The 26632-nt window shown below is 60.6% G+C and carries 25 protein-coding genes; 8 read left to right on the top strand and 17 right to left on the bottom strand.

Features of this window, described 5'->3' with window-relative positions; translation table 11 throughout:
- Positions 1 to 44: 44 nt before the first annotated feature.
- From ACYVAC_RS00125 to pyrF, 3 genes are all read right to left on the bottom strand, one after another.
- Positions 45 to 584 carry a glycine zipper domain-containing protein gene (locus tag ACYVAC_RS00125; protein ID WP_461095503.1) on the bottom strand — a complete coding sequence of 180 codons (540 nt, stop codon included), beginning with the start codon at positions 582 to 584 and terminating at the stop codon, positions 45 to 47.
- Between the two features lie 146 nt (positions 585 to 730).
- On the bottom strand, positions 731 to 1258 hold the full coding sequence (locus ACYVAC_RS00130; RefSeq protein ID WP_461095504.1) for a GNAT family N-acetyltransferase: 528 nt from the start codon (positions 1256 to 1258) through the stop codon (positions 731 to 733).
- A gap of 4 nt (positions 1259 to 1262) precedes the next feature.
- Positions 1263 to 2099, bottom strand: coding sequence for an orotidine-5'-phosphate decarboxylase (gene pyrF, locus ACYVAC_RS00135; RefSeq protein WP_461095505.1), 837 nt, complete (start codon positions 2097 to 2099; stop codon positions 1263 to 1265).
- A 128-nt stretch (positions 2100 to 2227) separates the two neighbouring features.
- Between pyrF and rfbC the strand changes: the two genes are divergently transcribed.
- Positions 2228 to 2773: a dTDP-4-dehydrorhamnose 3,5-epimerase gene (gene rfbC / locus ACYVAC_RS00140; protein WP_461095506.1), complete on the top strand. Its 546-nt coding sequence runs from the start codon at positions 2228 to 2230 to the stop codon at positions 2771 to 2773.
- A gap of 209 nt (positions 2774 to 2982) precedes the next feature.
- On the opposite strand, the gene ACYVAC_RS00145 is transcribed toward rfbC, so the two are convergent.
- A complete protein-coding gene (locus ACYVAC_RS00145; RefSeq protein ID WP_461095507.1) occupies positions 2983 to 3399 on the bottom strand; it encodes an OsmC family protein in 417 nt (138 codons plus the stop codon).
- Positions 3400 to 3497: 98 nt separating this feature from the next.
- Here ACYVAC_RS00145 and ACYVAC_RS00150 point away from each other — a divergent pair, with 98 nt between their 5' ends.
- Positions 3498 to 4100, top strand: a complete 603-nt coding sequence (locus ACYVAC_RS00150) for a Crp/Fnr family transcriptional regulator (protein ID WP_461095508.1) — start codon at positions 3498 to 3500, stop codon at positions 4098 to 4100.
- Positions 4101 to 4132: 32 nt separating this feature from the next.
- Here the strand turns inward: ACYVAC_RS00150 and ACYVAC_RS00155 are convergent, their stop codons facing one another.
- Both ACYVAC_RS00155 and ACYVAC_RS00160 read right to left on the bottom strand, forming a co-directional pair.
- Positions 4133 to 4825, bottom strand: coding sequence for a type 1 glutamine amidotransferase domain-containing protein (locus tag ACYVAC_RS00155; protein WP_461095509.1), 693 nt, complete (start codon positions 4823 to 4825; stop codon positions 4133 to 4135).
- Positions 4826 to 4894: 69 nt separating this feature from the next.
- Positions 4895 to 6400, bottom strand: a complete 1506-nt coding sequence (locus tag ACYVAC_RS00160) for a 4Fe-4S binding protein (protein WP_461095510.1) — start codon at positions 6398 to 6400, stop codon at positions 4895 to 4897.
- 226 nt (positions 6401 to 6626) lie between these two features.
- On the opposite strand from ACYVAC_RS00160, the gene ACYVAC_RS00165 reads away from it, so the two are divergent.
- Positions 6627 to 7022, top strand: a complete 396-nt coding sequence (locus tag ACYVAC_RS00165; protein ID WP_461095511.1) for a hypothetical protein — start codon at positions 6627 to 6629, stop codon at positions 7020 to 7022.
- A 70-nt stretch (positions 7023 to 7092) separates the two neighbouring features.
- On the opposite strand, the gene ACYVAC_RS00170 is transcribed toward ACYVAC_RS00165, so the two are convergent.
- The 4 genes from ACYVAC_RS00170 to ACYVAC_RS00185 form a co-directional block, all read right to left on the bottom strand.
- Complete coding sequence (locus tag ACYVAC_RS00170; RefSeq protein ID WP_461095512.1) at positions 7093 to 8127, bottom strand: DUF6807 domain-containing protein; 1035 nt, start codon at positions 8125 to 8127, stop codon at positions 7093 to 7095.
- Positions 8128 to 8250: 123 nt separating this feature from the next.
- Positions 8251 to 8868 carry a hypothetical protein gene (locus ACYVAC_RS00175; protein ID WP_461095513.1) on the bottom strand — a complete coding sequence of 206 codons (618 nt, stop codon included), beginning with the start codon at positions 8866 to 8868 and terminating at the stop codon, positions 8251 to 8253.
- Positions 8869 to 8923: 55 nt separating this feature from the next.
- Positions 8924 to 10834 carry a DUF3857 domain-containing protein gene (locus ACYVAC_RS00180; RefSeq protein ID WP_461095514.1) on the bottom strand — a complete coding sequence of 637 codons (1911 nt, stop codon included), beginning with the start codon at positions 10832 to 10834 and terminating at the stop codon, positions 8924 to 8926.
- Between the two features lie 6 nt (positions 10835 to 10840).
- The gene (locus ACYVAC_RS00185) at positions 10841 to 12808 is read right to left on the bottom strand and encodes a transglutaminase domain-containing protein (protein WP_461095515.1); all 1968 of its coding nucleotides are present in this window, start codon (positions 12806 to 12808) and stop codon (positions 10841 to 10843) included.
- Between the two features lie 173 nt (positions 12809 to 12981).
- Here ACYVAC_RS00185 and aat point away from each other — a divergent pair, with 173 nt between their 5' ends.
- The 3 genes from aat (at position 12982) to ACYVAC_RS00200 (ending at position 16115) form a co-directional block, all read left to right on the top strand.
- Positions 12982 to 13608: a leucyl/phenylalanyl-tRNA--protein transferase gene (gene aat, locus ACYVAC_RS00190; RefSeq protein ID WP_461095516.1), complete on the top strand. Its 627-nt coding sequence runs from the start codon at positions 12982 to 12984 to the stop codon at positions 13606 to 13608.
- A gap of 75 nt (positions 13609 to 13683) precedes the next feature.
- Positions 13684 to 14718 (top strand): glutamate 5-kinase, encoded by a 1035-nt coding sequence (gene proB / locus ACYVAC_RS00195; protein WP_461095517.1) that lies wholly within the window; start codon positions 13684 to 13686, stop codon positions 14716 to 14718.
- A gap of 146 nt (positions 14719 to 14864) precedes the next feature.
- A complete protein-coding gene (locus ACYVAC_RS00200; protein WP_461095518.1) occupies positions 14865 to 16115 on the top strand; it encodes a glutamate-5-semialdehyde dehydrogenase in 1251 nt (416 codons plus the stop codon).
- A 3-nt stretch (positions 16116 to 16118) separates the two neighbouring features.
- Here the strand turns inward: ACYVAC_RS00200 and ACYVAC_RS00205 are convergent, their stop codons facing one another.
- The 3 genes from ACYVAC_RS00205 to ACYVAC_RS00215 form a co-directional block, all read right to left on the bottom strand.
- On the bottom strand, positions 16119 to 16715 hold the full coding sequence (locus ACYVAC_RS00205) for a hypothetical protein (protein ID WP_461095519.1): 597 nt from the start codon (positions 16713 to 16715) through the stop codon (positions 16119 to 16121).
- 84 nt (positions 16716 to 16799) lie between these two features.
- Positions 16800 to 17777 carry a hypothetical protein gene (locus tag ACYVAC_RS00210; RefSeq protein WP_461095520.1) on the bottom strand — a complete coding sequence of 326 codons (978 nt, stop codon included), beginning with the start codon at positions 17775 to 17777 and terminating at the stop codon, positions 16800 to 16802.
- 139 nt (positions 17778 to 17916) lie between these two features.
- Positions 17917 to 19920: a hypothetical protein gene (locus ACYVAC_RS00215; protein WP_461095521.1), complete on the bottom strand. Its 2004-nt coding sequence runs from the start codon at positions 19918 to 19920 to the stop codon at positions 17917 to 17919.
- Positions 19921 to 20039: 119 nt separating this feature from the next.
- Here ACYVAC_RS00215 and ACYVAC_RS00220 point away from each other — a divergent pair, with 119 nt between their 5' ends.
- Positions 20040 to 21164 carry an NAD(P)/FAD-dependent oxidoreductase gene (locus tag ACYVAC_RS00220; RefSeq protein WP_461095522.1) on the top strand — a complete coding sequence of 375 codons (1125 nt, stop codon included), beginning with the start codon at positions 20040 to 20042 and terminating at the stop codon, positions 21162 to 21164.
- An 8-nt stretch (positions 21165 to 21172) separates the two neighbouring features.
- Here ACYVAC_RS00220 and ACYVAC_RS00225 read toward each other — a convergent pair whose 3' ends face one another.
- Positions 21173 to 21637 (bottom strand): Lrp/AsnC family transcriptional regulator, encoded by a 465-nt coding sequence (locus ACYVAC_RS00225; protein WP_461095523.1) that lies wholly within the window; start codon positions 21635 to 21637, stop codon positions 21173 to 21175.
- Between the two features lie 171 nt (positions 21638 to 21808).
- Here ACYVAC_RS00225 and ald point away from each other — a divergent pair, with 171 nt between their 5' ends.
- Positions 21809 to 22945, top strand: coding sequence for an alanine dehydrogenase (ald, locus tag ACYVAC_RS00230; protein ID WP_461095524.1), 1137 nt, complete (start codon positions 21809 to 21811; stop codon positions 22943 to 22945).
- Positions 22946 to 23068: 123 nt separating this feature from the next.
- Here ald and ACYVAC_RS00235 read toward each other — a convergent pair whose 3' ends face one another.
- The 3 genes from ACYVAC_RS00235 to ACYVAC_RS00245 form a co-directional block, all read right to left on the bottom strand.
- Positions 23069 to 23362: a hypothetical protein gene (locus tag ACYVAC_RS00235; protein WP_461095525.1), complete on the bottom strand. Its 294-nt coding sequence runs from the start codon at positions 23360 to 23362 to the stop codon at positions 23069 to 23071.
- Entirely contained in the window at positions 23349 to 24884 is a 1536-nt protein-coding gene (locus tag ACYVAC_RS00240; RefSeq protein WP_461095526.1) for a hypothetical protein, read from the bottom strand. Before ACYVAC_RS00240 ends, ACYVAC_RS00235 begins: the two co-directional genes overlap by 14 nt.
- 204 nt (positions 24885 to 25088) lie before the next feature.
- Positions 25089 to 26600, bottom strand: a complete 1512-nt coding sequence (locus ACYVAC_RS00245) for a hypothetical protein (RefSeq protein WP_461095527.1) — start codon at positions 26598 to 26600, stop codon at positions 25089 to 25091.
- Between the last annotated feature and the right edge of the window lie 32 nt (positions 26601 to 26632).

Here is a 26632-nt window from a genome sequence, read left to right on the forward strand (position 1 = left end):
GGCAGGAGACGGTTGCGCCCCCTGCCGGTCGGGTACGAACTAGCTTACCAGCTTTTCCGGCGGTATTCCGACGACGAGTAGGGCGCGTCGGAGTTGCCCATGCTGGTGTTGGGCAGAAAGCCCGAGGTAGCGGCAAAGGTGGTGGCAGCCAGCGTAACGGGCACGGCGGCTGTTCGGGCCGCGGCTACGGCTGCGGGGCGCGATACGCCGAAACCGTGTTTGGGCGCTGCGTTGGCAGCGGCAATGCGGGCGCGTTCGGCTTTGGCTTCGGCCAGACGGGCGCGCTGTTCGGCTTCGGCCGCGCGGTTCAGAGCCGCCACACGGGCCGCTTCGGCCTTGTTGCGATTATCTTTCGCTTTCCCGATACCATAACCGGCGGCCGTACCAACGGCACCACCGATTAGACCGCCAACGACCCGGTTGCGTTTGTTGATGATGGCACCAACGGCACCACCGGCAGCACCGCCGATAACGGCCCCTTTGGCCTGTGGGCTCCAGCGACGGCGTTGCTGAGCCTGGGTCGATTGCGCCAGCGTCAGAACAGCCAGCAGAACAAGTATGGTAACTGAATGGATGGTTTTCATGGTCTTTCTGTGTTAGGTTAAACTGCGTAATGCATCGATAAGACAGCATTGGCCCCGCAGGGTTTAATCCAGACTGGGGCTGCAGCAATATCTAACCGACCAGAAAAGGCAATTGTTCATGTCGATACACCGATCAGACCTGACGATCAGTCCAGTGCTTTGGCCATGACGATGAACCGGAGCGGCTGTCGCTGGATCCCGAACCGTTCGTCGGCCGGAAAGGGCTGGCTCTCGCCCGTGGGCGCATACCCCCGTCGTTCGTACCAGGCAATCAGCTCCCGACGCACCGAAATCACGGTCATCGTTACCCGCCGGCATCCCACCGCCCGACCATAGGCTTCGCCCGCCGTCAGCAGCTGCCGACCCAGGCCACCTGCCTGCCGGTCGGGTGCCACCGACAGCATACCCAGATACAGCTCATCGGCTTTCTGCTCCAGATAGACACAGCCCACCAGGGTCCCGTTCTGACGGGCGGTCAGGATGCGGGTATGGGGCTGGCGCAGCATGGCCAGCAGGCCGGCTTCGTCGGTGCGGATACCGTCGAGCAGATCGGCCTCGGTGGTCCAGCCCCGGCGCGAGGTATCGCCCCGGTAGGCACTGTTGACGAGCTGGTTCAGTTCCGGCACATCGGCCTCGGTAGCCGGGCCGATGACAATGGATGACTCCGTCTGCATGGTTCTAGCGCCGGACAGCGGCCAGGTAGCCGGCCATTTCGGTTTGTAGGGCCTGCGCTTCGGCCCGGGCCTTCTCGGCAAAGTCGGGACCATCAGACGCGTAGAGAATGCTGCGCGACGCATTGACCAGCAGGCCACCGTCGTGGGTAAGCCCGTGGCGCGACACGTCGGCCAGGCTCCCGCCCTGCGCGCCAATGCCCGGTACCAGCAGGAAATGACTGGGGGCCAGCGCCCGGATGCGGTTCAGCACATCGGCCTGGGTGGCGCCTACCACAAACATCAGCCGGTCGGGACCCGCCCAGGTGCCGGCGGTCTGGATAACGGCTTCAAACAGCTCGTCGTCGCTGTCGGAGCCCACCGGCAGCCGCTGAAAATCGGCACTGCCGGGGTTGGAGGTTAGCGCGAGCAGAATCACCCATTTGCCGGGATAATCGAGAAACGGCAGTACCGAATCGCGCCCCATGTAGGGCGCCACCGTGATCGAATCGAAGTCGAGACCTGCGGCCGCAGGCTCGAAAAAAGCGCGGGCGTAGAGCCCCGACGTATTGCCGATATCACCCCGTTTGGCATCGGCAATGGTGAAGCAGTTTTTCGGGATGTAGTCCAGCGTTTTCTGGAGACTTTCCCAGCCCCGGGGGCCCTGCGCTTCGTAGAAGGCGATGTTGGGTTTGTAGGCCACGGCCAGATCAGCCGTTGCGTCGATAATGGCGCGGTTGAACGCAAAAACCGGATCGGAGTCGGCGAGCAGGTGGCGGGGTAGTTTGCGGGGGTCGGTATCGAGGCCTACGCACAAATACGACTGTTTGTCGAAAATCTGCGTGCTCAATTCATCGTACGTCATTCGGTCAGAAGCAACTACTGGCTAAATAGGTTTGGGCCAAAGGTACGAACTATGCCCCCTGCTTAGTACTTTTGTTGGGCTAGTTAGCCGGCTTTAACCAATTCTGTACCGATTATATACGCTTTCCTATGCAAGTTCGCCACACGGCCATCGATGGGCTGATTGAACTGATTCCCCGTGTTTTCGAAGACGAACGGGGTTATTTTTTTGAATCGTACAACAAGCCATTGTTTGCCTCGCTGGGCCTGCCCATGGATTTTGTGCAGGACAACCAGTCGTTCTCGGTGAAGGGCGTGCTGCGGGGCCTGCACATGCAGAAAGCGCCGTTTGCGCAGGGTAAGCTGGTGCGGGTATCGAGCGGGCAGGTGCTCGACATCGCCGTCGACCTGCGCGAGAACTCGCCTACGTTTGGGCAGTATGAGACGTTTCTGCTCGACGCCAAACTGGCCAATATGGCTTACATTCCCGAAGGCTTCGCCCACGGCTTTGTGGCCCTCGAAGACAGTATCTTCACTTACAAATGCACCAACGTCTACGATAAAGCGTCGGAGTCGGGCATTATCTGGAACGACCCCGACCTGAACATCGACTGGGGCGTTAAAGATCCCCTTGTTTCGGACAAAGATCAGCAGCTGCTGACTCTGCGCGAGGTATTCCCCCACGCATCGGTCTAGGCGCTTCCCCGGCTGCGCCCGGTCATACAGGCGGTTTGCCGGCATCGGGCCGGCGAGCCGCCTTTTTTTTGTGTTGCCGCCACCTGCCCGTCCAGTAACGCTCCGACACCAGGTTAACATGAAGCCGCCCGTGTACAGACGCCCAGCTGGGCGTCTGTACACGGGCGGCTTCGCAACCGGCATCAGCGATGCCAACTGCCGACACGGGCTTAGGCCAGCGTAGCGTCGACGGTGATGGTGGCGTTGAAGAGTTTCGAAATGGGGCAGTTATGCTCGGCATGGTCGACCAGCTCATCAAATTTGGCTTTGTCGAGGCCGGGAACAGTGGCGTTCAGGGTTAGTTTCGAGCTGGTGATGGCACCGTCTTCGAGGGTGATCGCACAGGCTACGTCCAGCGACTCAGCGGCAAAACCGGCCTGCTGAATGTTGAACGCAAGCTGCATGGCGAAACAGCCGGCATGAGCCGCACCCACCAGCTCTTCGGGATTGGTACCCGCGCCGTTTTCGAAGCGCGTGTTGTACGAATACTGGGTGTTGTTCAGCACCGTGCTGGCCGTGCTTACCGTGCCCTTACCATCTTTACCGGTACCAGCCCAGTGGGCCGATGCATTACGCGTGATTTTCATAGTTGTGCTGTTTTGACTCGTGTAGGACAAAGGTAATTGACCCATTTTTACCGAAATTTCACTTATGTTAAAAGAATAGCCCGGCTGCGCCCCTACGCATGATTTTTTCTGACTCTTATCCCCTGCTGCGGCAGCAGCTCAACGAGCTTGCCGATCTGTCGGACGCCGATTATGCGCTGGGTGCCCCCTACTGGACACTCCGTACCATTCCCCGGCACGATTATTTCAATTTCCGGAATTCGGTATGCCGGCATGTGGGCCTTGTGCTGTCGGGGCTGTTCCGGGTCTATTACCTCGACCCCGTTTCGGCCCAGGAGCATAATCTTTTCTTTATCCCCGACGGGCAGTTTCTGGCGTCGCTCAAGAGCATGGTGACTCAGACGGCCTGCCCCTACAGCATCGAGGCCATGGAAGACGCCCGGCTGCTGGTTATTGAAAACGACGATCTACAGCGGCTTTATGCGCAATCGCACGGCTGGGAGCGGTTTGGCCGGCGGCTGGCCGAGCAATACCTTGTGCTGACCCAGAGCCGCTCGGAAAGTCTGCTGACCAAAACGGCCGAAGAACGTTACATCGATTTTATGACTACCTACCCCGACCTACACAACCGGCTGTCGCTGGGGCATATTTCGTCGTATCTGGGTATTCGGGGGCCGTCGCTGAGCCGCATCCGGGCGCAGCTGGCCCAGCGGCATACCTAGCCGGCAGCCGATTTCCGACGGAGGCCAATCCGTTATTTCTCGTACATCTCTTCCATTACCTTTCGCCCCACCTTGCGGGCCGAAAGCGGATTCTGCCCCGTCACGAGCCGCTCGTCGACTTCGATGTGGGGCAAAAACGGAATCAGGCCCTTGCTGTACAGCGTGGTGCGCTGCCGAAGCTGATCTTCGAGCAGAAACGGCACTTCCTCATCCAGTCGAACCAGTTTTTCTTCGACGTTGGAAAAGCCGGTTACCTGCCGGTTGGCAATCAGCCGCGACCCGTCGGACAGCGTTACGTTGAGCAGCCCGCACACGCCATGGCAAACGGCCGACACCATGCCGCCCCGTTCGTAGATGTGCCGTACAATAGCCTGCAGCGCCGGATCGTCGGGAAAGTCCCACAGGGAGCCGTGCCCGCCGGCCAGGTACACGATCTGGTATTTGCCCGGGTTTACATCGGCCAGCCGCAGCGAATTGGCCATTTTCTCCTGAAACGCAGGGTTGTGCGTCCACTTTTCGTTGGTCGTATCCCGGCGCTCCAGACTGCGCTCGTCGATCGGAATCGGGCCGCCCGCCGGACTGGCAATATCGTAGGGCAGGTTCCGATCAACCAGTTCATCACAGAAGTGGGTTACCTCGCTCAGCCAGGTCCCCGTTTTGGCCGGCTTGACGGGAAAATCGGTATGGTTGGTGCAAACGATCAGTACGCTATAGATAGGATCCATGCGGAAAAGAGATAAGGGTAAGCGCTGTTGGGCGGGCGGAATCGCTACGCACCCAACGACCAGAATAGCTTAAATCGTGCGGCTCGATACGGGCCCCAGTTCCAGATTGAGTACCCCGCGCGGGCACACCGCCGAGCAGATGCCGCAGCCCACGCACGACGACCGCACAATGTCCTGCCCGCGCTGGGCATAGGCCCGCACGTCGATGCCCATTTCGCAGTAGGTCGAACAGTTGCCGCACGAGATGCACTGACCGCCGTTGGTGGTGATGCGGAACCGCGACCGGAACCGCTGCACCAGGCCTAGGTATGCCGCCAGGGGGCAGCCAAACCGGCACCAGACCCGGTTGCCCATGACTGGATAAAAACCCGTGCCGACCACCCCGGCAAAGATAGAGCCGATGGCAAAGCTGTAGGTCGACCGGATGCTGTAGCTGTCGAGAAAGCCCAGCACCGTACCCTGCCCCGTCGCGTAGGTCCAGAGCATCAGCGCTGTCATGACCACCGCAAACACCAGTACGCCGTGGATAATGACCCGCTCGGCTTTCCAGGCATTGAGGCTTTTGTCGGACAGGTGGCGGTAGGGATCGCCGAGGGTTTCGGCCAGGCCACCGCAGCCACAGACCCACGAGCAGTACCAGCGTTTGCCCAGAAAATAGGTCAGCACCGGCACCGCCACGGCGGCCAGCACAATACCCCACACGAGCAGAAAAATACCGAACGAGCCGGCCTGAATTTTTTCATTGATCTTGTAATCGAAGAAGAAGGTGTAATCGAGCGGCCAGATATTTTTCAGATCCTGATACGGCTGGTTGAGCCGCTGCATAATCTCGGGAATCAGAAAAGCGAAGGCGGTCTGAAAAAACATGACCGAGGCCGTGCGCAGCTGCTGGTAGGGACTGTGGCGGTAGTGCACCAGCATCCGAACCCCCATCACCAGGATGGCCAGGGTGTAGAGAAACCCGTAGAGAAACCAGCGGCTCGCCGGTCCGCCGTTGAGCGCCCGGCTGATCGGATCAACCAGCAGCACCCAGTTGGTTATGTACTCGGGGTAGAAATACAGAGCGATATAAAAAGCGACCAGAAACACCCCTACGGCAATGCCGATCCAGCCCCGGTGGGTGGCCGGATGGCGCATGAGGTTGTCGTTGCGGATACCGGGCAGTCGCTTCAGGCCCGCCAGGGCGTAGAGCAGGGCGCCCAGCGCGGCCACGCCCATGGTGAGCCAGAACCAAAGCCAGCTTTGTCCGGTGGTGAGCATACCCAGCGACGCCCCCTTCGTAATGTCGAAGACGTAGTTATCGCCGATTACTTTATCCCAGGCTTTGGCGGCCTGCTGCTGCGCGTTGTAGCGATCGATAGCCCCGCGAAAATCGCGGATAAAGGCCAGGTTGCTCGTATAGAGCCGGTCGACCATGAAGGCTGTCTGCTGCCGAACGATGGACCGATGATCGGGTTTCACAACCCGGTCGATGAGGGCGTTGGTGAGCCTGAACTGGCTGAAACTGAGCACCACCAGCCACAGCCCGAAACCAACCACGAATAAACCTATGCCAAGGCGTTGCCAGCGTACCATACGAATGCCAGTTTGATGGCCCTAAAGTACGGCAATCTGACCGAGATAGCGCAGTGGGGGTCAGCCCCTTTCAGACCGGTCAGCCGTTAAACCTGCGCGGCTTTCTGTTGTCCAATCATTGGCAAAAGAAGCGAACACCAGATTAAAATTTTACCGTAATCGCATTTTGCCGATCATTAGGCCCGTGAATTGTATATTTACTTACAATCCGTAATGTGCATTAACCATGAGCAAAACAAACTATGAGTTTCTGAAAGTCGAGCAGGCCTGGCTGACCGTTTCCGATCAGCTGCAGCAGCGCAACAATGTGCTGGCCAAGAGCATTGCCCACCTGGAGCGGTTTCCGGCCGAAACCCGCATGGCGGGCCGGCTCATGATGCTGCGGTACCACCTGAAGATGAGCCTGCGCCAGCTGACCCAGTCGGCCCGGCAGATCCCCCGCCCGGCGGCCGATACCCAGCAGCTGCAGCGCCAGTGGCAGCACGTTCACGAACTGTTTTTTCTGCTTCGCCAGATCGATACCGAGCTCAACGAAGCCACGGCCCGGAATCCGCGCCTGCGCCAGTGGGTCGATTCGCTCGATAACCGGGTGTACCGCTCGGCGTTTCTGCACCTCAATTAACCAGTCTGCCCGGCCCCGGCAGCGAACTACCGGGGCCGGGCAGGCAAATGGGGGGGGTAGTCTGGCGCGGTTAGCGACCAAATTCGGCTACCTGCCTGTCGAGGGTCGCCGGATCGGCTTTCCCCGACTGGATCACAACCCGGTACCGAAACGTTACCGACTTGTTGGCCGGCAGGGTGTAGTTCATGGCCGGCAGTTTCCCGTCGGTAAAGACTGCCTGTCCCAGTGGGTTGGCCGCGTAGAGTCCATAGCCCCGGGCGTGCCAGTACGTTGGGTACCCCACGTTTTTGGGATGGTCGAGCAGGGTCACCACCACCGGTTCGTTCTCGAGGGTACCCGTCAGGCTCATCCATTTGGCGCGTTTACCCCAGACGGCATCGCCCGTGACGCCTTCGCTGCTTGTGTACAGACCCGTTACACCCGTATTGTCGAGCACGGGCACCTTGGTGGTTACGCCCTGCGCATCGGTAAACACTTCGGCCTTGTTGGATGGCTGTTCCAGCTGCCGCGCCATCCGGATCGCAATCATGCCTTCTTTATTGTCTTTGAAAACAACCTCGTTGCCCTGCGCCCGCAGGGTCGTCACGCGGTCGATGGTCCGGCTGGCGGCATCACCCCGGAACACGTAGGTGGTCGTTTCCTGCAGCATCCGTTTGCCGTCTTTGTCGAGCCAGTCGGCCGTTACGGTCAGTTCGGCGCGGTCGTTACCGCTGACCATGCGTTTCACCCCCGTGTGCACGATGGTGCCGAACGGGCCTTTATGCTCGGGCCCAATGGCGGTCGAGTTGTTCCAGAAATCGTGGCCGTTAACATCGCCGTAGTTGAACCACATGCCCACATGGTGCGGGTGATCGACGCGCTCGCCCGGGCGGGGGTCCATGGGCCAGCCTCGCGTGATGAAGTGGCCGCCCACCGTCTGAATGGGGTACAGCACGGGCTTCTTGAGCACGTCGGGGCCGGGGTAGATATACGCCGTGAAGGGTTTTCCATCGACCGTGACGGTAACGCGCTTACTGGCTTCCTGATGGGTCAGCTGAATTCGGTTTTGCGCCTGTGTCAGCAGGGTGGTGCCAAGGAACAGCAGGGCAGGTAATAAACGGCGCATAGGCAGGGAAACAGGTAATGGATAAACAGGTTGCTACGGGTAGCGGGGCCATAAAAAAAGCCCCGGCTCACAAAAGCCGAGGCTTCCTGATTATTACTCAGGCGCTGAAACAGGTCCGTTACCCTACCGGCCTATCATTTTGTTGGTCACCTCCTGATCGATGGTGATGTAGCCAGGATAGTTGATCTGTTTGCCGCCCAGATCGAGCGTCGGCTTCATTTTGATCGTCAGCTTCGACGGCCGGGTGTTGGCTGCCCCCGACAGGTTCTGCACCAGTTCGGTGAAGGCACCGCGCGTTTTGGGGTCGGTCAGCAGCTGATAGGCATTGGTGTTGAGGTGAATGGGCACCTGCACCCGTCCCCCCCCGGGCTGCACTTCGACCCGCTGGTTCAGGAAACCGTTGAACAGTTCCTGCCCGGCCAGCAGCACCTTGTATTCCATCTGGTTGATACCGGCAATGCGGTTGGTCGGGTTGGTGATGTCGAGATTGAGCCGGGCATCGAGGGGCACATTGCGAATGAGCAGGCCGGCCGCCAGCCGCGGAAACCGCAGCGGGTCGAGGTCTTCGATCCGGCGCAGCTGCTTCACGTCGATACCCGCCAGGTAAACGCTGTCGGCCGATGCCAGGCTGTAGCGGCAATCGCCGAGCGTTTTCGCCTGCGAGATTTGTTTATTGATGCCGCACTGCGTCAGCAGCAGCAGCGGCAGGGCCAGCAGGCCCAGCACCAGGATTTTTTTCATTGCTCGTGATAGTGGTTTCTTACCTAAACGTTCGACAGGGCCGAAAGGATTTGGTTTAATCTGTTTTCACGAAAACCAGCTGCGCCCGATCGGCCCGGGCCACTTTGCGCCGGAAGGCCGCCCAGTCGGCGTAGGCCGTGGCGGGATAGCGGCCGCCGTGCATGCGCATGTGCCGGTAGTACCGCACCCGGTCGCCCTCGATGACGGCCTCGGCCGCGTAGTCGCCAAAGGCCGAACTGATCCTGATCGGCTCCATCCGAAACTCGGGCGTGTACCCTTTGGGCAACTGATACACAACGGTATCGCGATCGTCGTATTCGTAGCTGTCGTCCATGTGCACGGGCATTTTGCGCGTGCCCACCACCGGCGTCACGTTGCCCTGCGCCGACAGCAGGTTTAGGGGCAGCATAAGCCGACTCCCGCTGGCCGTTGCCCACCGGCGCGCCCTGAGGGCAATGGTTTCGACAATGGCCGGCACCCGGCCGGGCTGCTCGGCATACCCGAACGTAGTGAGGTCGAAGGTGGGCAGGCTGATGCGTTTGATGAGCCACGCCCGCTGGTCGTCGCGGCTCAGGCTGTGCATGACCTCTGCGTAGGTATCCTGTTGCAGGCCCGTGTAGCGGGTTCGGATGGCGGCATCGGCATCACCCTCGGGCGTAATGGTAGCCGTAATGGACCGCTGCTGCCGGTTGTCGGCCGCCCGGTAATCGGGCATCCGGATCAGCCGCCCTCCGTCGGGTAGCACCAGCAGAGCCTGCCGGCCGCCGGTAAAGTCGCCCATGTAGCCCGGCGCGTTGTGGCCACTCGTACATTCCAGAAAGGTAGTATCACGGCCGTCGGGTACGCACAGCACCACGTGGTTGAACTGAAAGCTTGGAAAATCGGCCATCAGCGCCGGCTGACCGCTGCCCGCCCGCACCAGCACCGGGTAGGCCGGAACCCCAACGGCCGCCAGCATACCCTGCGCAAAGTTGGTCAGCGCCTTGCAGTCGCCGTATTTGCTCAGGGCAACCTGCTCGGCTTCGATAGTCTGCCAGCCTCCGATACCCAGCTGAATACCTACGTAGCGGGTGTTATCCTGCAGATACCGGTACACCCGCGCCACTTTGCCGGCGGTGGTCTTTTCGGTCTTTACCAAATCCAGCACCTGCTGTTGCAGCGCGGGCGGCAGCTGGTTGCGCCCCGTATTGAGCGTGTGGTAGAACCGGCCCAACTCGCGCCACGACGTCAGGTTGCCCGTGTAGCGCTGCAACTCAAACGTGGCCGGAGCCGTGTACACGATAGGCATCATCTCACGAACAGGCGGATGCAGCGGCTCAAATACCACCGCCGGCTGGTTGGCCAGCGTCCAGACATACGTTTTGCCCCCGTCGGGCCGGGCGGTTTCCGTGGGCGGCACCGACAGGTTGACTGCTTTGTGCCGCAGCGCCAGCCCGGCGGGCATCTGCACGGTAAACGTCGACTGCTCTACACTCAGGTGTTCGTCATCCTGCGGTATCCAGGTTGGATAGAACATCAGGTTGCGCTCGCCTGTCTCCACCACGAATTCAACCGTGTAGGGATAGGCTGGCTGCTTCGGAAATACCGCCGATTTATAACGCTGATCATCGAACAGGGTATAGTCCGACTGGGCACTCTGGTCGGTAATGTCGGCTTTTTTCAGGCGCCGGATCAGTTTGCCGTCGGCGTCGTAGAGCGCCCCCGTAAAATCCAGCACCGTCGATAGCTTGTCGTAGCCGACAACGTGTTTGGCATACTCGTCGCCCTGTTCATCGAGCACGGTGATGACCTGGCGCAGGCGCTGGGTGGCTTCGCCGGGCGATTTTACCGCGTACGTCAGCTCGTGCCGGCGCATAACCGCATGGGCATTTTCTTTAAGGGCCTCGGGCAGCGTGGTGCTGCCATACTCGGTCTGGCCTATAGCCAGCCCCACAGGGGTCAGCAGCAGTAGCAGTAACGTTTTCATCGGCGCTTACTTACCCGGTTGCCGTTTCAGTACCACCTGCTCGGCCTGTTTGGCCACCATCATGGCAAACAGCTCGCGCAGGGCGCCATAGGCCTCGGCCGAATAGGTTGCCTCGTTGAGCGTCAGCCGGCTCAGCACCCGCAGTTGGTTGCCTTCGGCTTTGACTTCGTAGGTAAACCGCCCGCCTTTGTCGGGCAGGCTGATTACGGCCGTTTTGGGCAGTTCTTCGGCCGCATAGCCCGCCGGCAGGGTATATACCGCCGAAAACGATTCCGTGATGGGTACGCCAAAATCGACCGGGTAAAGCCGATTTTCTTCCTTGAACGGGTTTTCTGTGTACCCCTCCGTCAGCAGGGGGCGCAGGTACAGCCGATCGCCGGCCTGCCCGCAGGCGTTAGGCACGGTCACGGTCAGCGAGGTGGTCGTTCCCGTTGCCATGTCGGGGTGGTTGCTCACCGTGGCCGACTCGATCTGCCAGCTCTTGTGATCTTTCTGCAGCTCCTCTACATAACCCGTTTTGCCGTGGGCAGCCACGCTCCGGCGGGTATCGAGGCCGTCGTAGCCCGACTCGATCAGGGCCATCGTTCCCGACACATCGCCTTCTTCATTGATGGTCAGCACGCCCGACAGCGTTTCGACCGACCGGGCGGCCGTTTCGATTGGAATGAACCGCGCCTGGGTGGGGTGCACCAGCCGACCGACGCCGTTCAGGGCTTGGCGCGCTACCATACCCGGCGTCAGCCATGTGTCGGTTGCGTCGAGCAGCAGCTCTTTGCCGCCCACCGACACGTGCGCGACCACATAATTGAACTTGCGCAACAGGGCAAAAGCCGGGTTGATCCGCCCGTTGGCGCGCGTACTCAGAATGACGGGGTTGGCATCCATGTCCATTTCGCGCAGCAGCGCCACCAGCAACAGGTTGATATCGCCGGCGCTTCCCTTGCGGTCGTCGAACGCTTTCCGCACGTTGGCCGACCAGAACGCATTCTCCTCGTTCCATTTCACGCGCTGGCGCACCAGATCGTAGGCCGCCGAGATGCGGGCCAGCGTGTCGCGGTGCTGGGTCAGCAGCGTTTTGGCGGTTTCTTTCAGAAAGCCCCCCCGCCGGATCTGCCCGCCAAATTCCGAGTCGGCGAGCAGTGTTTTATCGATCGACTCCCAGGTGTTCGACAGATCTTCGCGGATCGAGTTGGGCAGCTGGTAACTGGCCAGTTCGAGCTCGATGCGCGACAGATAATCGTCGGGGGTGGTGATGTACGCTTCGTTGCGGAAAGCCGGGGCATCTTTCACCGCAAAGCGGTAGGCGGTGGCCGGCGCCTGGTCCTGCCCGGGCAGCAGCGCCACCAGCGCCCGGTCGTGCTGATTAACGGCCAGCGCCAGGTAGCCGTTGTGGATCATGTTGTAGTTGAAATAATCCGGGATGGTGATCTGGTACTCGCTCCACCGCACGGGCACATCCGACTGAAACGACCAGGGCCGGGGGGTATGACTCACCGAAAAGGGCGTCACCATGTCGTAGCGGTACTCGATGATCGACCCTTCGCGCACGTTGGGCAGGCTGTACTTCTCGAGCCAGTATTTGTCGGAACTGTGTTCGGAGAAGTGGCTGGTTTTGGGCATCTTGTCGACCTGTACAACCCCGTTCACCAGGTTATAGGTCTGGCCCTCAAAGCCGCTTACATACTCGTGCTGCCCCGCCGAACCCCGCCGGGTCATCATCTCGAGCGTGGCCAGCGGATACCCCGATTTTTTGCGGATAAGCGTCCGGACGTGGTAACTGGTCGTCAGCCACAACTGGCTGCTATTGACCTTAAACGAAGTGATGCCGGATTTGTAGAGCACAATGGCTTCGGCGGTGGAGTCGGCAGCCGGCGTCTGAAACGCATCGGGGGTTAGTTTGCCAAATTTTACGACGGGTGCGGGATCGGCCGGTTGCTGACCGTAACTGCAGGCGACACTGACGAGGAGACACACAGCAGTTCGTGTCAGCGACTGCCATGCCTGGGTGAACCTAAGCATGAAGAATGGGAAGTATGTGGATTTAACCGTGCAATATACTGGTCGGTCGTATGCAATAGTTAATCCAACCGTAATATGGTGCCCTCCCCTTTTTTTTTATCTTTGTCAACAGGGCAATTTTGGGCTTTATGAGCGTACTGACGGCAGATGAGTTAATCTATGGCTATGTAAACGGCATTTTTCCGATGGCCGATACCGATGGTACGCTCTATTGGTATGCCCCCGACCCCCGCGCCATCATTCCGATCGATACGTATAAACCGGCCCGCTCGCTCCGGCCCGTCCTCAATCAGCAGCGTTTCGACGTACGCATCGACACTGGTTTCGAGCAGGTGATGCGCTATTGCTCAGAACCCCGCTCGGCCGACGACAGCACCTGGATTTCGGAAGAGATTGTGCAGGCTTATACCGAACTGCACCGCATGGGCCTTGCGCACAGCGTTGAAACGTATATCGATAATCGGCTGGTGGGGGGGCTCTACGGCGTTGCGCTGGGCGGTGTTTTTTTCGGCGAGTCGATGTTTCACCACGTCAGCGATGCGTCTAAAGTAGCGTTTCACCACCTCATCCTGACGCTCCGGCAGCAGCATTTCGAACTGCTCGACACCCAGTTCATCAACGACAACGTCCGGCGATTCGGCGCCATCGAGATTCCCAAATCCGACTACCTGCGGCTGCTGAAGAAGGGGCTGCGCCGGAAAGCCCGTTTCACCGAGCCGATGGTCGAGCACATGTTCCGCAACCACGCCGAGTGATCCCTTCGCCACAAACGATTCGATTCGATGGGCACCACATGACCAGTGTGGGCCCACATCCCGTACCTTTGCGCCATGAGTAAGCCCGTACTTGTGCTGAAATTTGGCACGGCCTCCATCACCCGACCCTCTGGCGAACCCAACGAACCCGTTATGGTCGACATTGCCCGGCAGGTGGCTTCCCTGCACGCGCACTACCGCATCGTACTGGTTTCGTCGGGTGCGGTGGGCGCCGGCAAAGCCCAGATCCGCGACTACCGGGGCGACATTACGCAGCGCAAAGCCGCGGCCGCCATCGGCAACCTGCTGCTGCTGAACCAGTACTCCCGCTTTTTTGCCATCTACGGCATCAACATCGCCCAGAGTCTGTGCGAACGGCAGCATTTTGCCAACCGCGATCAGTTTCTGCAACTCAAGCAGACCTACGACGAGTTGTGGGCCAACGACCTGATTCCCATTGCCAACGAAAATGACGTGGTCAGCAGTCGTGAACTGAAGTTTTCGGACAACGACGAACTGGCCACGCTCATCGCGGTTGGCTTCGGGGCCGAAGCGCTTATGCTGTGCACCTCGGTGGGGGGGCTGCTCGATGGCAACGGGCAGATCATTCGCACCGTGAGCCAGTTCGACGAAGCGCTGTTCAGCGTAGTGCGGCCCGACAAATCGTCGCTTGGCCTGGGCGGCATGGCCTCCAAACTAACATTTGCCAAACTGGCCACACGCATGGGTATTCGGGTGGTTATTTTCGGCATGAGCGAACCCGACAGCCTGGCGCGGGCGCTGCAGGGCGAAACGGGCACTTCCTTTACACCGGCCGAAACGGCCCTGTCGGCGCGTAACCGCTGGCTGGCCAGTGGATCGCTGGTGGTGGGGCGTCTGCGGCTCGACGAGGGGGCGGTGCGCGCGCTACAACAGCGCCGGAGTCTGCTGGCCGTGGGTGTGCAGCTGGTACTTGGTGATTTTGCCGCGGGCGAGATGGTCGAACTGCTCGACCCGACCGACACGGCCATTGCCGTTGCCCGCACGCGGGTCTCGGCCAATACCCTGATGCAGCAACTGAATCGGCAGAATGTAGAGGTGGCAAATGCCAGCGATATCGTACTTTTGTAGCCCGCACCACGGCACCTGCCCCGCCGTCGCCGGTCTGGCTTCATCAGCTGCTTCCCAACGCTTGTTTTCTCTGGCACCGGCGCGCCGGTGATGCGGACCGTAGCCAATGGCAGGTCCGTCGCCCGCCCGTAACCTGTCTGTTCTGCATGACCTCCATTACTCCGTTGCTTCAGGCCGCCCAGCAGGCGGCAGCCGCCGTGCGCCGGCTCAGTCCCGATCGTAAAACCGAGCTGCTCAACCGGCTGGCCGAGGTGTTGCTGGCCAACCGCACGCACGTGCTGGCCGAAAACCAGCTCGACCTGGACCGGATGCCCACGACCGATCCGAAATACGACCGGCTGAAACTGACCGAAGCGCGCTTGGATGGTCTGGCCATCAGTCTGCGCGAGGTGGCCGTTTTACCCGACCCGGCCGGCGAAGTGCTGATCGACCGTACCATTGAGCAGGGCCTGCAGCTCAAAAAAATTGCCGTACCGCTGGGCGTGGTGGGCGTTATCTACGAAGCCCGCCCCAACGTGACCATCGACGTAGCGTCGCTGTGCCTGCGCTCGGGCAACGCGTGCGTGCTCAAAGGGGGAAAAGAAGCCGACCACTCGAATCGGGTACTGGTCGGGCTGATCCAGTCCGTACTTGCCGAATTCGACGTTCCCCCGGCCGCCGTTACGCTGCTCCCACCCGACCGGGCCGTGGTCACCGAACTGCTGACCGCCACCCGCTACGTTGACATCATTATTCCGCGCGGCTCCGACTCGCTGATTCAGTTTGTGCGGACCCATTCGCTGGTGCCGACCATCGAAACCGGCGCCGGGGTATGCCACGCCTACGTCGAACGCTCGGCCGACCTCGACAAGGCGGTGGCCATTGTGGTCAACGCCCGGGTGTCGCGCCCGTCGGTGTGCAACAGCCTCGACTGTGTCCTCGTCGACCGGGCCATTGCCGGCCAGTTTCTGCCCCGCCTGATTCCTGAGTTCAACCAGTGGAACGTAACGGTCTACGCCGACGAAACAGCCTATGGCATACTCGAAGCCGCCGGTTTCGACGCGCTGCAGCCCGCCAGCCCCGACGATTTCGGCCGGGAGTTTCTGGATTACAAGTGCGCTATCCGCGTAGTCGACGGGATCGACGAAGCGCTGGCGCATATTCAGGCGTATTCCTCACGCCACTCCGAAGCTATACTGTCGCAGAACCAGGCGCTGGTCGACACGTTTCTGCGCGAGGTCGATGCGGCAGCCGTCTACGCCAACGCATCGACCCGCTTCACCGATGGGGGGGTGTTTGGGCTGGGAGCCGAAATCGGCATCTCGACCCAGAAACTGCACGCCCGTGGTCCGTTTGCGCTCGAAAAACTGGTTACTGAAAAATGGATCGTTGTGGGCGACGGGCAGGTGCGCTGGTAATGCTTACCGGGCCGATGCCGTAGCCCCGCCGTTTTGCGGACTAAACGTGATTTTCAAGCCAAAGTCCTTGCCCTTCGATACGTCTTTCAAGGTGACCCGCGCCCCATCGGTGCCCAGCCAGGTGGTGGTGCCGGCGCTGGTTGCAGGCGTTCCGTAGCGCGTTGAGAAGTAGGGTGTCAGCTCGCGCGTGTAGGTCTGGACCGCTGCCCGGCTGTTCAGAAACAGATCGACCTCAATACGCGACACCTTGCCGCTCTGTTGATAATACAGCATATCGGCCGACTCCAGATTCTTGAAATCTACCGTATAGCCTACGTGCTGTGCATCCTGCTCGAAAGGCTTGCCGGCTTCGTGTTCGCCTACGGCCGAAAACGGATCGCCGAGGTTTATGCCGCGCCAGTGGCTATCGCGGGTGAGGCCCAGATCGGCCAGCTGGGCCGGCATGGGTTCGGGAGCATAGTCGACATTGGGGGCAACGGGCTGCCCGGTAGCCGTGGCCGAGTCGGCGGTGTGGGTCGTGTCCTGCTGTTTTTTCTGGCAGGCCTGCAGGGTCAGGCAGAGACCCGCCAGCAGGAACAGGCGATACGGAGAAGTGGTCATGAACGGTTCGGCGTTGGTTGTGTGCCGCTGCGAAGGTACACTACACCGGTCGAAGGCCGTATGCCGGCCGCCTGAAAGCGGGCTTCAGGAAGGGAGTGCCCGGCCCGTCCGCAGCGGCTGCCAGCGGGCCAGCGGTTGCCCAATGAGCAGGTAGCCGAGCATGATGGCCAGCAGCGCCATGCTCAGGCAGGCCAGCTCCGCCACTGTTAGGTAGAGGGCATCCGGTACGTCGAACACGTAATAACCGGCGTAGCGGAAACTATCGTCGTAGCGCTGCAGGGTGGTTGTGTAGGTACGGCCCGACGTCAGTTCCAGAAAGGTTGTCAGGCCACAGAAGCCGACTACGCCAACCATGGCATCGCGCAGCCGCCGGATAAGCAGCCGGTGCCAGCGCCACAGGCACATACCCAGCAAAATCGACCCCATCAGCACACTCCAGCGGCTGCTTTGCTTGAGCCATTGCACTTTCCAGACCGCCAGATGGTACCGGATGAGGGGCGCGTAGTGGCCATCGAGCCAGTACTGTGCGGCTACGGCATGTTCGTGGCGAAGCATCCGCTGCTGCTGCTCGTAGTAGTTTACCTGTTCGGAGGGCGGCAAGGGGTAGTTGCGGTTGGCCTGAATCCAGCGCCCCAGCTGGCCCGGCAGGTTCAGCAGCAAAACCAGCGTCAGCAGGGCTACCCAGCGGGCCCGTACGCGCAACAGGCCCATCATCACAATGCCGCCCGCCACAAAGCCCAGAAACGTGGTGTCGCCCATGAGCAGATAATAGCCCAGGGCCAGCGCTCCGCGCAGCGCAAACCAGCCCGCCATGATGTAGGGTGCCCGACGGCCCTGCATTTGTTCGAGCAGCGGGTAGCTCGAAGCCGCCAGGTATCCGTAACCGATACCCGCTACGAGCATGGCACGGCTGATGAGCCAGATCAATAGCTCCTCGGTCTTGCTGGGCGTAGCATCGTCGAGCAACGTCGACTGATAGCCCAGTAGAATAATGGTCAGACAAATGAAAAACGGCCAGCTAATCAGCAGGCGGATACGGGTGAGCGGTGACAGAGTTGTCATACTACCGGTTTGTGGACAGGTTCGACCGCGGTACGTTCGTTGCCGGCGGCCCACAAACAAAGCTACAGAAATCGGCCGATGTTTCGTAAGCGGTAGGCAAACTACCATTCACGAAACATCGGCTGCGGCCGCCGATTGATTAAACGGTAGCCAGCTTACTGTCCGATGCCTCGAACCACACCTCACAGCCGGCCTCGGCAAACACCAGCTGGCCGGTGGGTTTGAGCCCCCCTCGTTTGGCCGGCAACTGCCCCGAGGGCGCCGTCAGAAACGTGTAGCCCGTTGGGTCGGCGTGGGTCCAGGCCAGCACGCCCGAGGGGTGGCCCGGGGGCAGCAGCCAGCGGGTAGCCCGCCCCACGATAGCCGGCCAGATCGACTCGGCAAACGCCCGCATACGGCCAATGGTCAGAAACTGTTCGGCGTTCTGCCCCCACTCGAACGGGCCGTGCGTTACCTTGTCGGGTTGCCGGTCGTCGCCGATCTGGAACACGTATAGCTTCGTGTATTCTTCGTTGGCCCCGCGGGTTTCATGGCGGTTACGCACTTCGAAACCCAGCCCCACGTAACTGGGCATATCGGTTAGAAAAAGGGCCGTGAAGTAGCGAAAGAGGTTGCCGGTGCGGTAAAATTCGTCGAACCGCGGATCATCCTTGTCGGCGGTCATCACCGTGAAGTTGGGCGCAAACTGCCGGGTTTTGAGCAGCTCGTAATAGCGCGCCAGCTGCTGCCCGAACCCGGCCCCGGTCACCACCATCGACTGCAGATCACCCAGGGTCGAATCGGCCGCAATGGCGTCGAGGTGATCGTCTTCGTCGCCATACCCCATGGTATCGGGGGGTGCCAGAAAGGTTTCGGCAAAGAACCCGAAATAACCGATGCCGTTGCCCTGCACGTGTTTCTTGATGGCCCGCAACGGATCGTAAAAGCGCAGGCTCTCGTCGTCGCGGCTGGCCGGCACGCCATCGGGGCGCATCTGCACGTGGGCCATATCGCCCCGCATGAAGTCGAAGTTATACAGCCGCTGGCACTCGGCTACCTTGTGACAGAGGTAATCCCAGGCGGGACGGTTAGGCCGGTCGAAGTCGAGTTCCCAGTGCTGGTTGTCGGCCTTTGATTCATAGAACCGGTAGCGGGCCAGCGGTCCGAACACCCGCGACATGGCCTGCGGTTTGTCGAAGGCATACTGGTACCAGGTCTGCCCGTATTCGTCGAGGGTAAAGTCGGCCGGGTCGATATGGATGCCCCGGTACGGTGGCGCCATGGTCATCGGCAAGGTTTCGAACCCCATCCCTACCAAATGCCGGATCAGCGCAATGCGCCGACGCAGCCGGCCGCCGTAATCGTGGGGGTAACCAAACAGAATCCGGAACCGGTGCTCGTCGGTCAGGATGGGCAGTTCGGTTGAGAAAAAGTGTTCGCGGGCAAAGTGCAGGGGGGTGCCATCGGCCGCGCCCTCCGACCGCAGAAACTGCCAGATGGCTTCTTCGACATAGCGGTAAACCAGACTGCTGTGGTCGGCCAGCCGGTCGCCATCCCGGCGGACCCACTCGAACAGTGACGGACAGGCCAGCACCATTTCGGAGAAACGGTCGGTGTGCGGAATCACGTCCATACCCACCGTGCGCCCCATGGCATGCAGCAGATTGACCACTACCCGCAGCTGTTTTTCAACGGTGTCGAGGCCGGGGATGTACCGCGCCAGATCGACGTCGAAAAACTCGGGGTTGATCTGCCAGCTGGCCATACCATAGAGACTGCCCACCACCCCCGGCTCCCAGATGGGCAGCAGGTGAATGCTGTCGTGCAGTTCGGGCAGGGTCAGCGTGTACCCGACCACGCGCCAGAACGAACCGATGGTACGAACGTTTACGCCCACCATATTGCTGGTTTTGAGCCAGCTGCTGCCTCCGGCCCGCCCGGCAACAGGACTGCCAATGGTTTGCATGGGGTCGAGCGCCCGGCGCAGCACCTCGTTGCCCAACCGCTTGTGCAGCATGTCGAGGGTCTGGTAGACCGACAGCTGCACGGCCGTCTGCGGCAGCAGGTTAGGCACAAACGTCTGCTGCCGGGTTTCGTAGGTTTCTATGTATGCTGCTTTATGCTGACGCCAGTGCTGGAGCAGTTCATCAATCTCTGTTGCCATACGGCAAATGTAAACCGCTTTTCAGAAAACCAAAGGGCTCGCTTTTTTGTCCTACACCTACGGTAGATCGTCCGCATTGGGCGGCTACGACAACCCACTGATTGTCTGACCTGTTCTGTATGACCGATTCCGACGTAGTGCTGGCGGGCGGAGGGCTGGCCGGACTGGTAGCCGCCCTCGAACTAAGCCGGGCCGGCCACCGGGTCGTGCTGATCGAACGCAAGACCTACCCGTTCCACAAGGTCTGTGGCGAGTACATTTCCAACGAAGTGCGTCCCTACCTGAGCCGGCTGGGCCTCGACCTCGCTGCGCTGGGTGTTGCCGACATCCGGCAGTTTACGGTGTCGGCTCCCTCGGGCCGGCAGGTTCACGCAGCCCTCGACCTGGGCGGTTTCGGCATCAGCCGCTACCGGCTCGACGACACGCTCTACCGCCTTGGCCTGCAGGCGGGTGTACGGTTCATGACCGGCCATACCGTCGAGGCCATCCGGTTTGCCAACGATGAGTTTACGGTTGAGCTGGCCGATGGTACCGAGCTAACCAGCCGGCTCGTTATCGGCACGTTCGGCAAACGGTCCCGACTCGACAAAAGCCTCGACCGGGCGTTCATGCACCAGCCATCGCCCTACGTAGGCGTCAAGTACCACGTCCGGATGGACTTCCCCACCGACCTGATTGCGCTGCATAATTTCGACGGAGGCTACTGCGGCATGTCGGCCATTGAAGATGACCGTTACTGCGTCTGTTACCTCACGTCCCGCCAGAACCTGCGCACCCACGGCAGTATCCCGGCCATGGAGCAGGCGGTGCTCTACCAGAATCCGCACCTGAAGCGCGTGTTCACGCAGGCCGATTTTCTGTTCGACAAGCCCGAAGTGATCAACGAGGTGTCGTTTGCCCGCAAAGAGCCCGTCGAAGGGCATATCCTGATGGCGGGCGACGCGGCCGGACTTATCACGCCCCTGTGCGGCAACGGCATGGCCATGGCCATCCACGGCGCCAAACTTGTCAGCGAACTGAGCGACGCCTATCTGACGGGGCAGCTGACCCGCCCTGTGCTCGAACAGCAGTACCGCCACCACTGGACCGCCCTGTTTGCCCGCCGGCTGTGGGTAGGCCGTACCGTGCAGCAGCTCTTCGGCAGCCCCCGCCTGTCCGATCTGGCCGTGCAGGCCTTCTCGCTGGTCAAACCGGCGCTTCGGCAGGTTATGCGGCAAACCCACGGCCGCGTGATCGAGGTTTAAGCCTACCCCTACTCGACCGGCACCACGGTCGAGTTTTTCACTTCCGACATCACAAAAAAACTGCTGATGTGCAGCGCGCCCGGCAGCACCGACAGCTGTTCCTGGTAGAAGCGGTTGTAGGTCTCCATATCGCGGCTCACAATCTTGAGCAGGTAATCGAAGGTGCCCGATACCCGGTTACACTCCAGCACCTCGGGCAGCAGCCGGATGGCTTCGTCGAAATTGACAAACGTGTCGCGGGTTTGTTTATCGAGCGTAACCTGGCAGTACACAAGCAGCGAGTTGTCGATTTTTTTGCGGTTGAGCACCGTCACGTAGCGATCGATAATGCCTTCGCGTTCGAGCCGGCGGATGCGTTCGTGCACGGGTGTTTTGGAGAGGTTGATCCGCTGCCCGATCTCCTGAATGGTCAGGCGGGCGTTTTCCTGCAGCAGCCCTAGAATCTGCCGGTCGATCCGGTCGAGTACAGCCATTGGGATTTTTTACGGTTAGGTTCAGACTTTTTCAGCGCAATCAGATAATTAGTCTGATCAGCGGATACAAAATAGACCAATTTCCTGAAAATAGCGCACTAACTAGAAAATAGAAGCAAGGCCCGTACTTTTGTTCAGTCAACAATGAAAACCTAAACACTCCGCATCGTCATGGTCATTGGTGTTCCCAAAGAGATCAAAAACAACGAAAACCGCGTGGCACTGACGCCCGCTGGTGTTACTGAGCTGCGCAAACATGGCCATACGGTTTACGTACAGGTCAACGCCGGCGAAAGCAGCGGTTTTGAAGACGAAGAATACATTGCGGCCGGCGCGCAGATGCTGCCCACCATCGAAGACGTTTACGGCATTGCCGAAATGATCATGAAGGTGAAGGAACCCATCGCGTCGGAATACAACCTGATCAAGGAAAATCAGCTGCTCTTTACCTATTTCCACTTTGCCTCGTCGGACGAACTGACCCAGGCGATGCTGGCGAAGAAAGCCGTTTGCCTGGCCTACGAAACCGTTGAACGGCCCGACCGCAGCCTGCCGCTGCTGGTGCCGATGTCGGAAGTAGCCGGCCGGATGGCCATTCAGGAAGGCGCCAAGTACCTCGAGAAGCCCCTCAAAGGCCGTGGCATTCTGCTGGGCGGTGTGCCGGGTGTGAAACCGGCCAACGTGCTGGTGCTGGGTGGTGGCATCGTAGGGACGCAGGCGGCCAAGATGGCGGCCGGTCTGGGTGCCCACGTAACCATTATGGACGTGAGCCTGCCCCGCCTGCGCTACCTGTCGGACATTATGCCCCCCAACGTGCAGACCATGATGTCGAACGAATACAACATTCGGGAGATGATCAAAGTATGCGACCTGATTGTGGGTGCCGTTCTGATTCCGGGTGCCAAAGCCCCCCACCTCATCACCCGCGACATGCTGTCGCTGATGCGGCCGGGCACGGTGCTGGTCGACGTAGCCGTGGATCAGGGTGGTTGCATTGAAACCTGCCGGCCCACCACCCACGAAGATCCGACCTACATCATCGACGGTGTGGTGCACTACTGCGTAGCCAACATGCCGGGTGCTGTGCCCTACACGAGCACGGTAGCCCTGACCAATGCCACCCTGCCCTACGCACTGCAACTGGCCGACAAAGGCTGGCAGCAGGCTTGCCGCGACAATAAAGATCTTCAACTGGGCCTCAACGTGGTCGACGGTAAAGTCGTCTACAAAGGGGTAGCCGATGCCTTCGGTCTGCCGCTTACGCCGGTCAGCGACGTACTCATGGCCGACGAAGCCTACGCCCAGTAAGTTCATTACCGATTCATCGACAGACGATGGCCGCTTCTTTCGGGGAGCGGCCTTTTTTTTGGTGGCTACGGCCGACCGTTCCCGACCGCCGGAAGCGTTCAGAGACAGGCGGCCGAAACGACGCTAGCTTGTCAGCCACTGCGCCACCAGCGCCTGCCACTCCTGATCGAGAGTACCGGTGAAAACGGGTGTGCGCGCCCGGCGGTACCAGTAACCGGCGTTCCAGTCGTCGCCTTCTTTGCGGTGCAGGTAAGCATGCAGCCGATCGTGGTCGGGCTCCCCTTCGCGGTCCTGCGCAATGGCGTGGGCGGCTTCCCAGTTGCCGTTGGCATCATGCCAGAGGGCCTGGAGCAGGGGCGACACACCGGCGGGGGGCTGCGGGCCGGTGAGCGACTGGGCAAATTCAGCGGTTGTCATGGAGCGCTTTGGTCAGATAGGGTTCGAAGGCCGGTGTTACGTACACCTCATAGGTCGATAACGCTATCCGGCGGTACGGTTGTTTCATCGCCTTTGGCACATAGGCCCGCAGCGGCTCAAAACCAGTTCGCGGCACAATGGCCAGATCGGCGTTCTGCCACTGCTTGCCCGTGGGCCAGATGTTGTAGTGGCGGTGGAAAAACGGAATCAGGTAATCGAACATAAACACGCTCGACCGGGGCGGAATGGTCTGGGCCAGCTGCGTCACAATAGCAACATCGCGGGCAGGCAACAGGGGCTCCTTGACGGGATCGAAGCGGTGCGTGAACGTACTGACAAAGGTGGACTGGTAGTCGACGTCGGGCCGCGCCAGCGAAACAATCGGAAGCTGGATCAGGAACAGCACCACGCCCAGACCGATCACCCACAACCGGGGCAAGGGCCGGGCGTCGGCGCCGTAGAGCAGCCATACCGCCACCACGTAGGCCACCGAAAAGGCGTAGACCAGCACAAAACGCGGGGGCCAGGTCAGCGATACCAGATAAAACAACGGGTTGGTACCGTAGTAGGTCGATCCCTGTACCCAGTTCGACAGCAGCAGGGCCGTTTGGGCCACGGCATACACCAGCCAGATACTTCCCGCCTGCCGGTTGCCCGTCCGGTTCAGCACCAGTACCAGCATACCCATCGAAGGCAGCAGCAGCAGCAGGGTCTGGCCCAGCAGGGTCAGGTTTATCTGAATAAACGTCGGGTCGGTTATCCCCGTCCGGATGGCCATGAGGGCCTGCTGAAGCCGGGGTTCGGGTTCGGCCGCCCGGTTTTTGAACGACAGAAACAGCACACCTGCCACAAAGACCCCGGCCCAGCCTACGGCTGTCAGCCAGAACCGGCGCTGCCCCAGCACACCCAGCACCCGACGGCCGGCATCGGCCCGCAGGTACTGCAGACAGATCACGGCCAGGTGAACTGAACCCGCCAGCAGCGCGCCATCTTCCTTGACCAGCACAATAAGCCCCCCCGTTACCCAGACCGGCCAGGCCGTTGTGGCAGTCGTGAGCGCCAGCATAAACAGCAGCACGAGCGGGTAGTACAGCAGTTCGGGATGCCAGCCAATACCCGGATGTTCGTTGTACCAGAACCAGACCGGCCCGAACAACAGCACCGCCAGCGTGAGCCACATAAACCAGCTCCCCCGACGGGCCAGCGTTTTAAGCAATAGCCAGTAACTCACCAGCAACAGCAGCACCAGTGTCCCAAACGCGCCGTAGACGCCCCACCCGTAGATCAGCGGGCCGAAAAGCAGCAGGATGTAGTTGTTATGAATACGACTGTCGTAGCCCCAGATGTTTTCGTACAGCAGCGGCCGGCCATCCAGCCAGCTGCACGACGACTGGATGAAAATATACATGTCGTTGAAAGTGTAGTACAGTGCCTGAAACCGCAGTGTCTTAAACGCAAAAAAAAGCAGGAGTAGCAGACAGGACAGCGTTACAGCCCTACGCCAGGGGTACAGTGATTGCATATAGTGTAGTAAAAAACGGCGACCTGCCAGACGGGGCAGCTGGCGTGCCCCGATGCTTTCGGCGCCGGCAGGAAGGCCAGGGCAGGCGTCGATCAGGACAGGTCCGTATCATTCGGGCGTAAAGATAGTCAAGTGTACATGTGCAGGCCCGTTGCGGGCTACTATCTGAGCGAGCAGCCCCCCGGCGTTCCGCCCAGGCCCTGTTTACCGACGGTCGGCCGGTGGAGGCAGGCAGGTCTGAACCTGCGTTCGGTAGCGCGTGGCCACGTACAGGTCGTAGGCCCGCAGGTGAATCACGTCGTAGGGTGGCTTCATGGGTAACGCTTTGCGTAAGCCAGGCGTATCGGGCCGCGGAATAAGCGCTATATCGGCCGGTTCGTATTGTCGGCCGGTAGGCCATATACCATACTGACGATGGAAGTACGGCACCAGAAAATCGTAGACAAAGACGCTGGCGTGCCGGGGCAGTGCATCGGCCAGGCAACGCACCACGGCCAGGTCGTCGGGTTGCAGCAGCGTCCGGTCCATATAGCGGGCCGGCTGCCCCCGCACCACGCCCAGCCAGTCGCGGGCATCGGGTATGTCGGGGCGGGCTATGTACAGGAGCGGCACCTGCACCAGCAGCAGCACCACCACGGTCAGGGCGGTGGTACGGGCCGACAGGGGCTGCCACTGATCTGTGAAAAGGCCGGCCAGCAGCAGGAGATAAGCCGCCGAGAAACCCCACACGAGCACGAAGCGCGGGGGCCATGTCAGCGACACCAGGTAGAACAGGGGTTGCCCGAAGTACAGCACGCTCTGCACGAAGTTGAGGGCTGTCAGCACGGCTACCCCCACCAGCCACAGGCCCAGCACGGCCCAGGGGCGGTGGCCACGCCACTGCCGCAACCAGAGCACCAGTATGGCCAGCACGGGGAGCAGCAGCAGCAGCGAACGACTCAGCAGGCCCAGCATCTGTTTCCAGAACGCCCGCTCGCCGATGTTGGCAGTCAGCAACGCCATGGCCTGCTGCAGACGCGGCTCGGGCGCACTGTTCTTGAGCCGGAGCCACACCATGCCCAGGCCAAAAACAAGCACCCAGCCGCCCGCGATGACCCAGAGCCGGGGCTGTCTGAGCCCGGCCAGCCACGATTGACCGGGTTGCTGCCTGATCCAGCGCAGAGCCTCGTATCCCAGCTGAATCAGCGCGGCCAGAATGGCCCCGTCTTCTTTAATCAGCACAACCCCCAGGCCGGCCAGCCCTATCGCCAGCGGCTGCCGGCTCAGCAACGCCAGGGCAAAGAGCAGGGCCGCCGGCAGGTACGTCAGCTCGGTGTGCCAGCCGATGGACGGGTGATCGTTGAGCCAGAACGCCACCGGCCCCAGCAGCACGACTCCCAGCAGGGTATAGCGCATCCAGGCCGGCCCCCGGCCCAGCCGCTCGTTGACGAGCGCGTAGGCCACTGCCAGCAGCCCCGCCTGAACGGCAAACAGACCGTAGGCGCCAAACCAGTAGGTCAGCGGCCCCCAGAGCAGTACGGTGTAGTAGTTGTGAATGCGGTGGTGATACCCCCAGATATTGTCGTACATGAACGGCCGCCCATCCAGCCAGCTGTGCGACATCTGCAGAAAGGCATACATGTCGTTGAAGGTGTAGCCCAGCGTCTGAAAACGCAGCACTTTGATACCAAAGAAGCCAATCAGCAGCAGAATGAGTCCGTAGGTCGACCGTTGCATAGTGTCTGAACGTCTGAGCCACAAACCTAATC

The sequence above is a fragment of the Spirosoma luteolum genome, assembly GCF_054778875.1.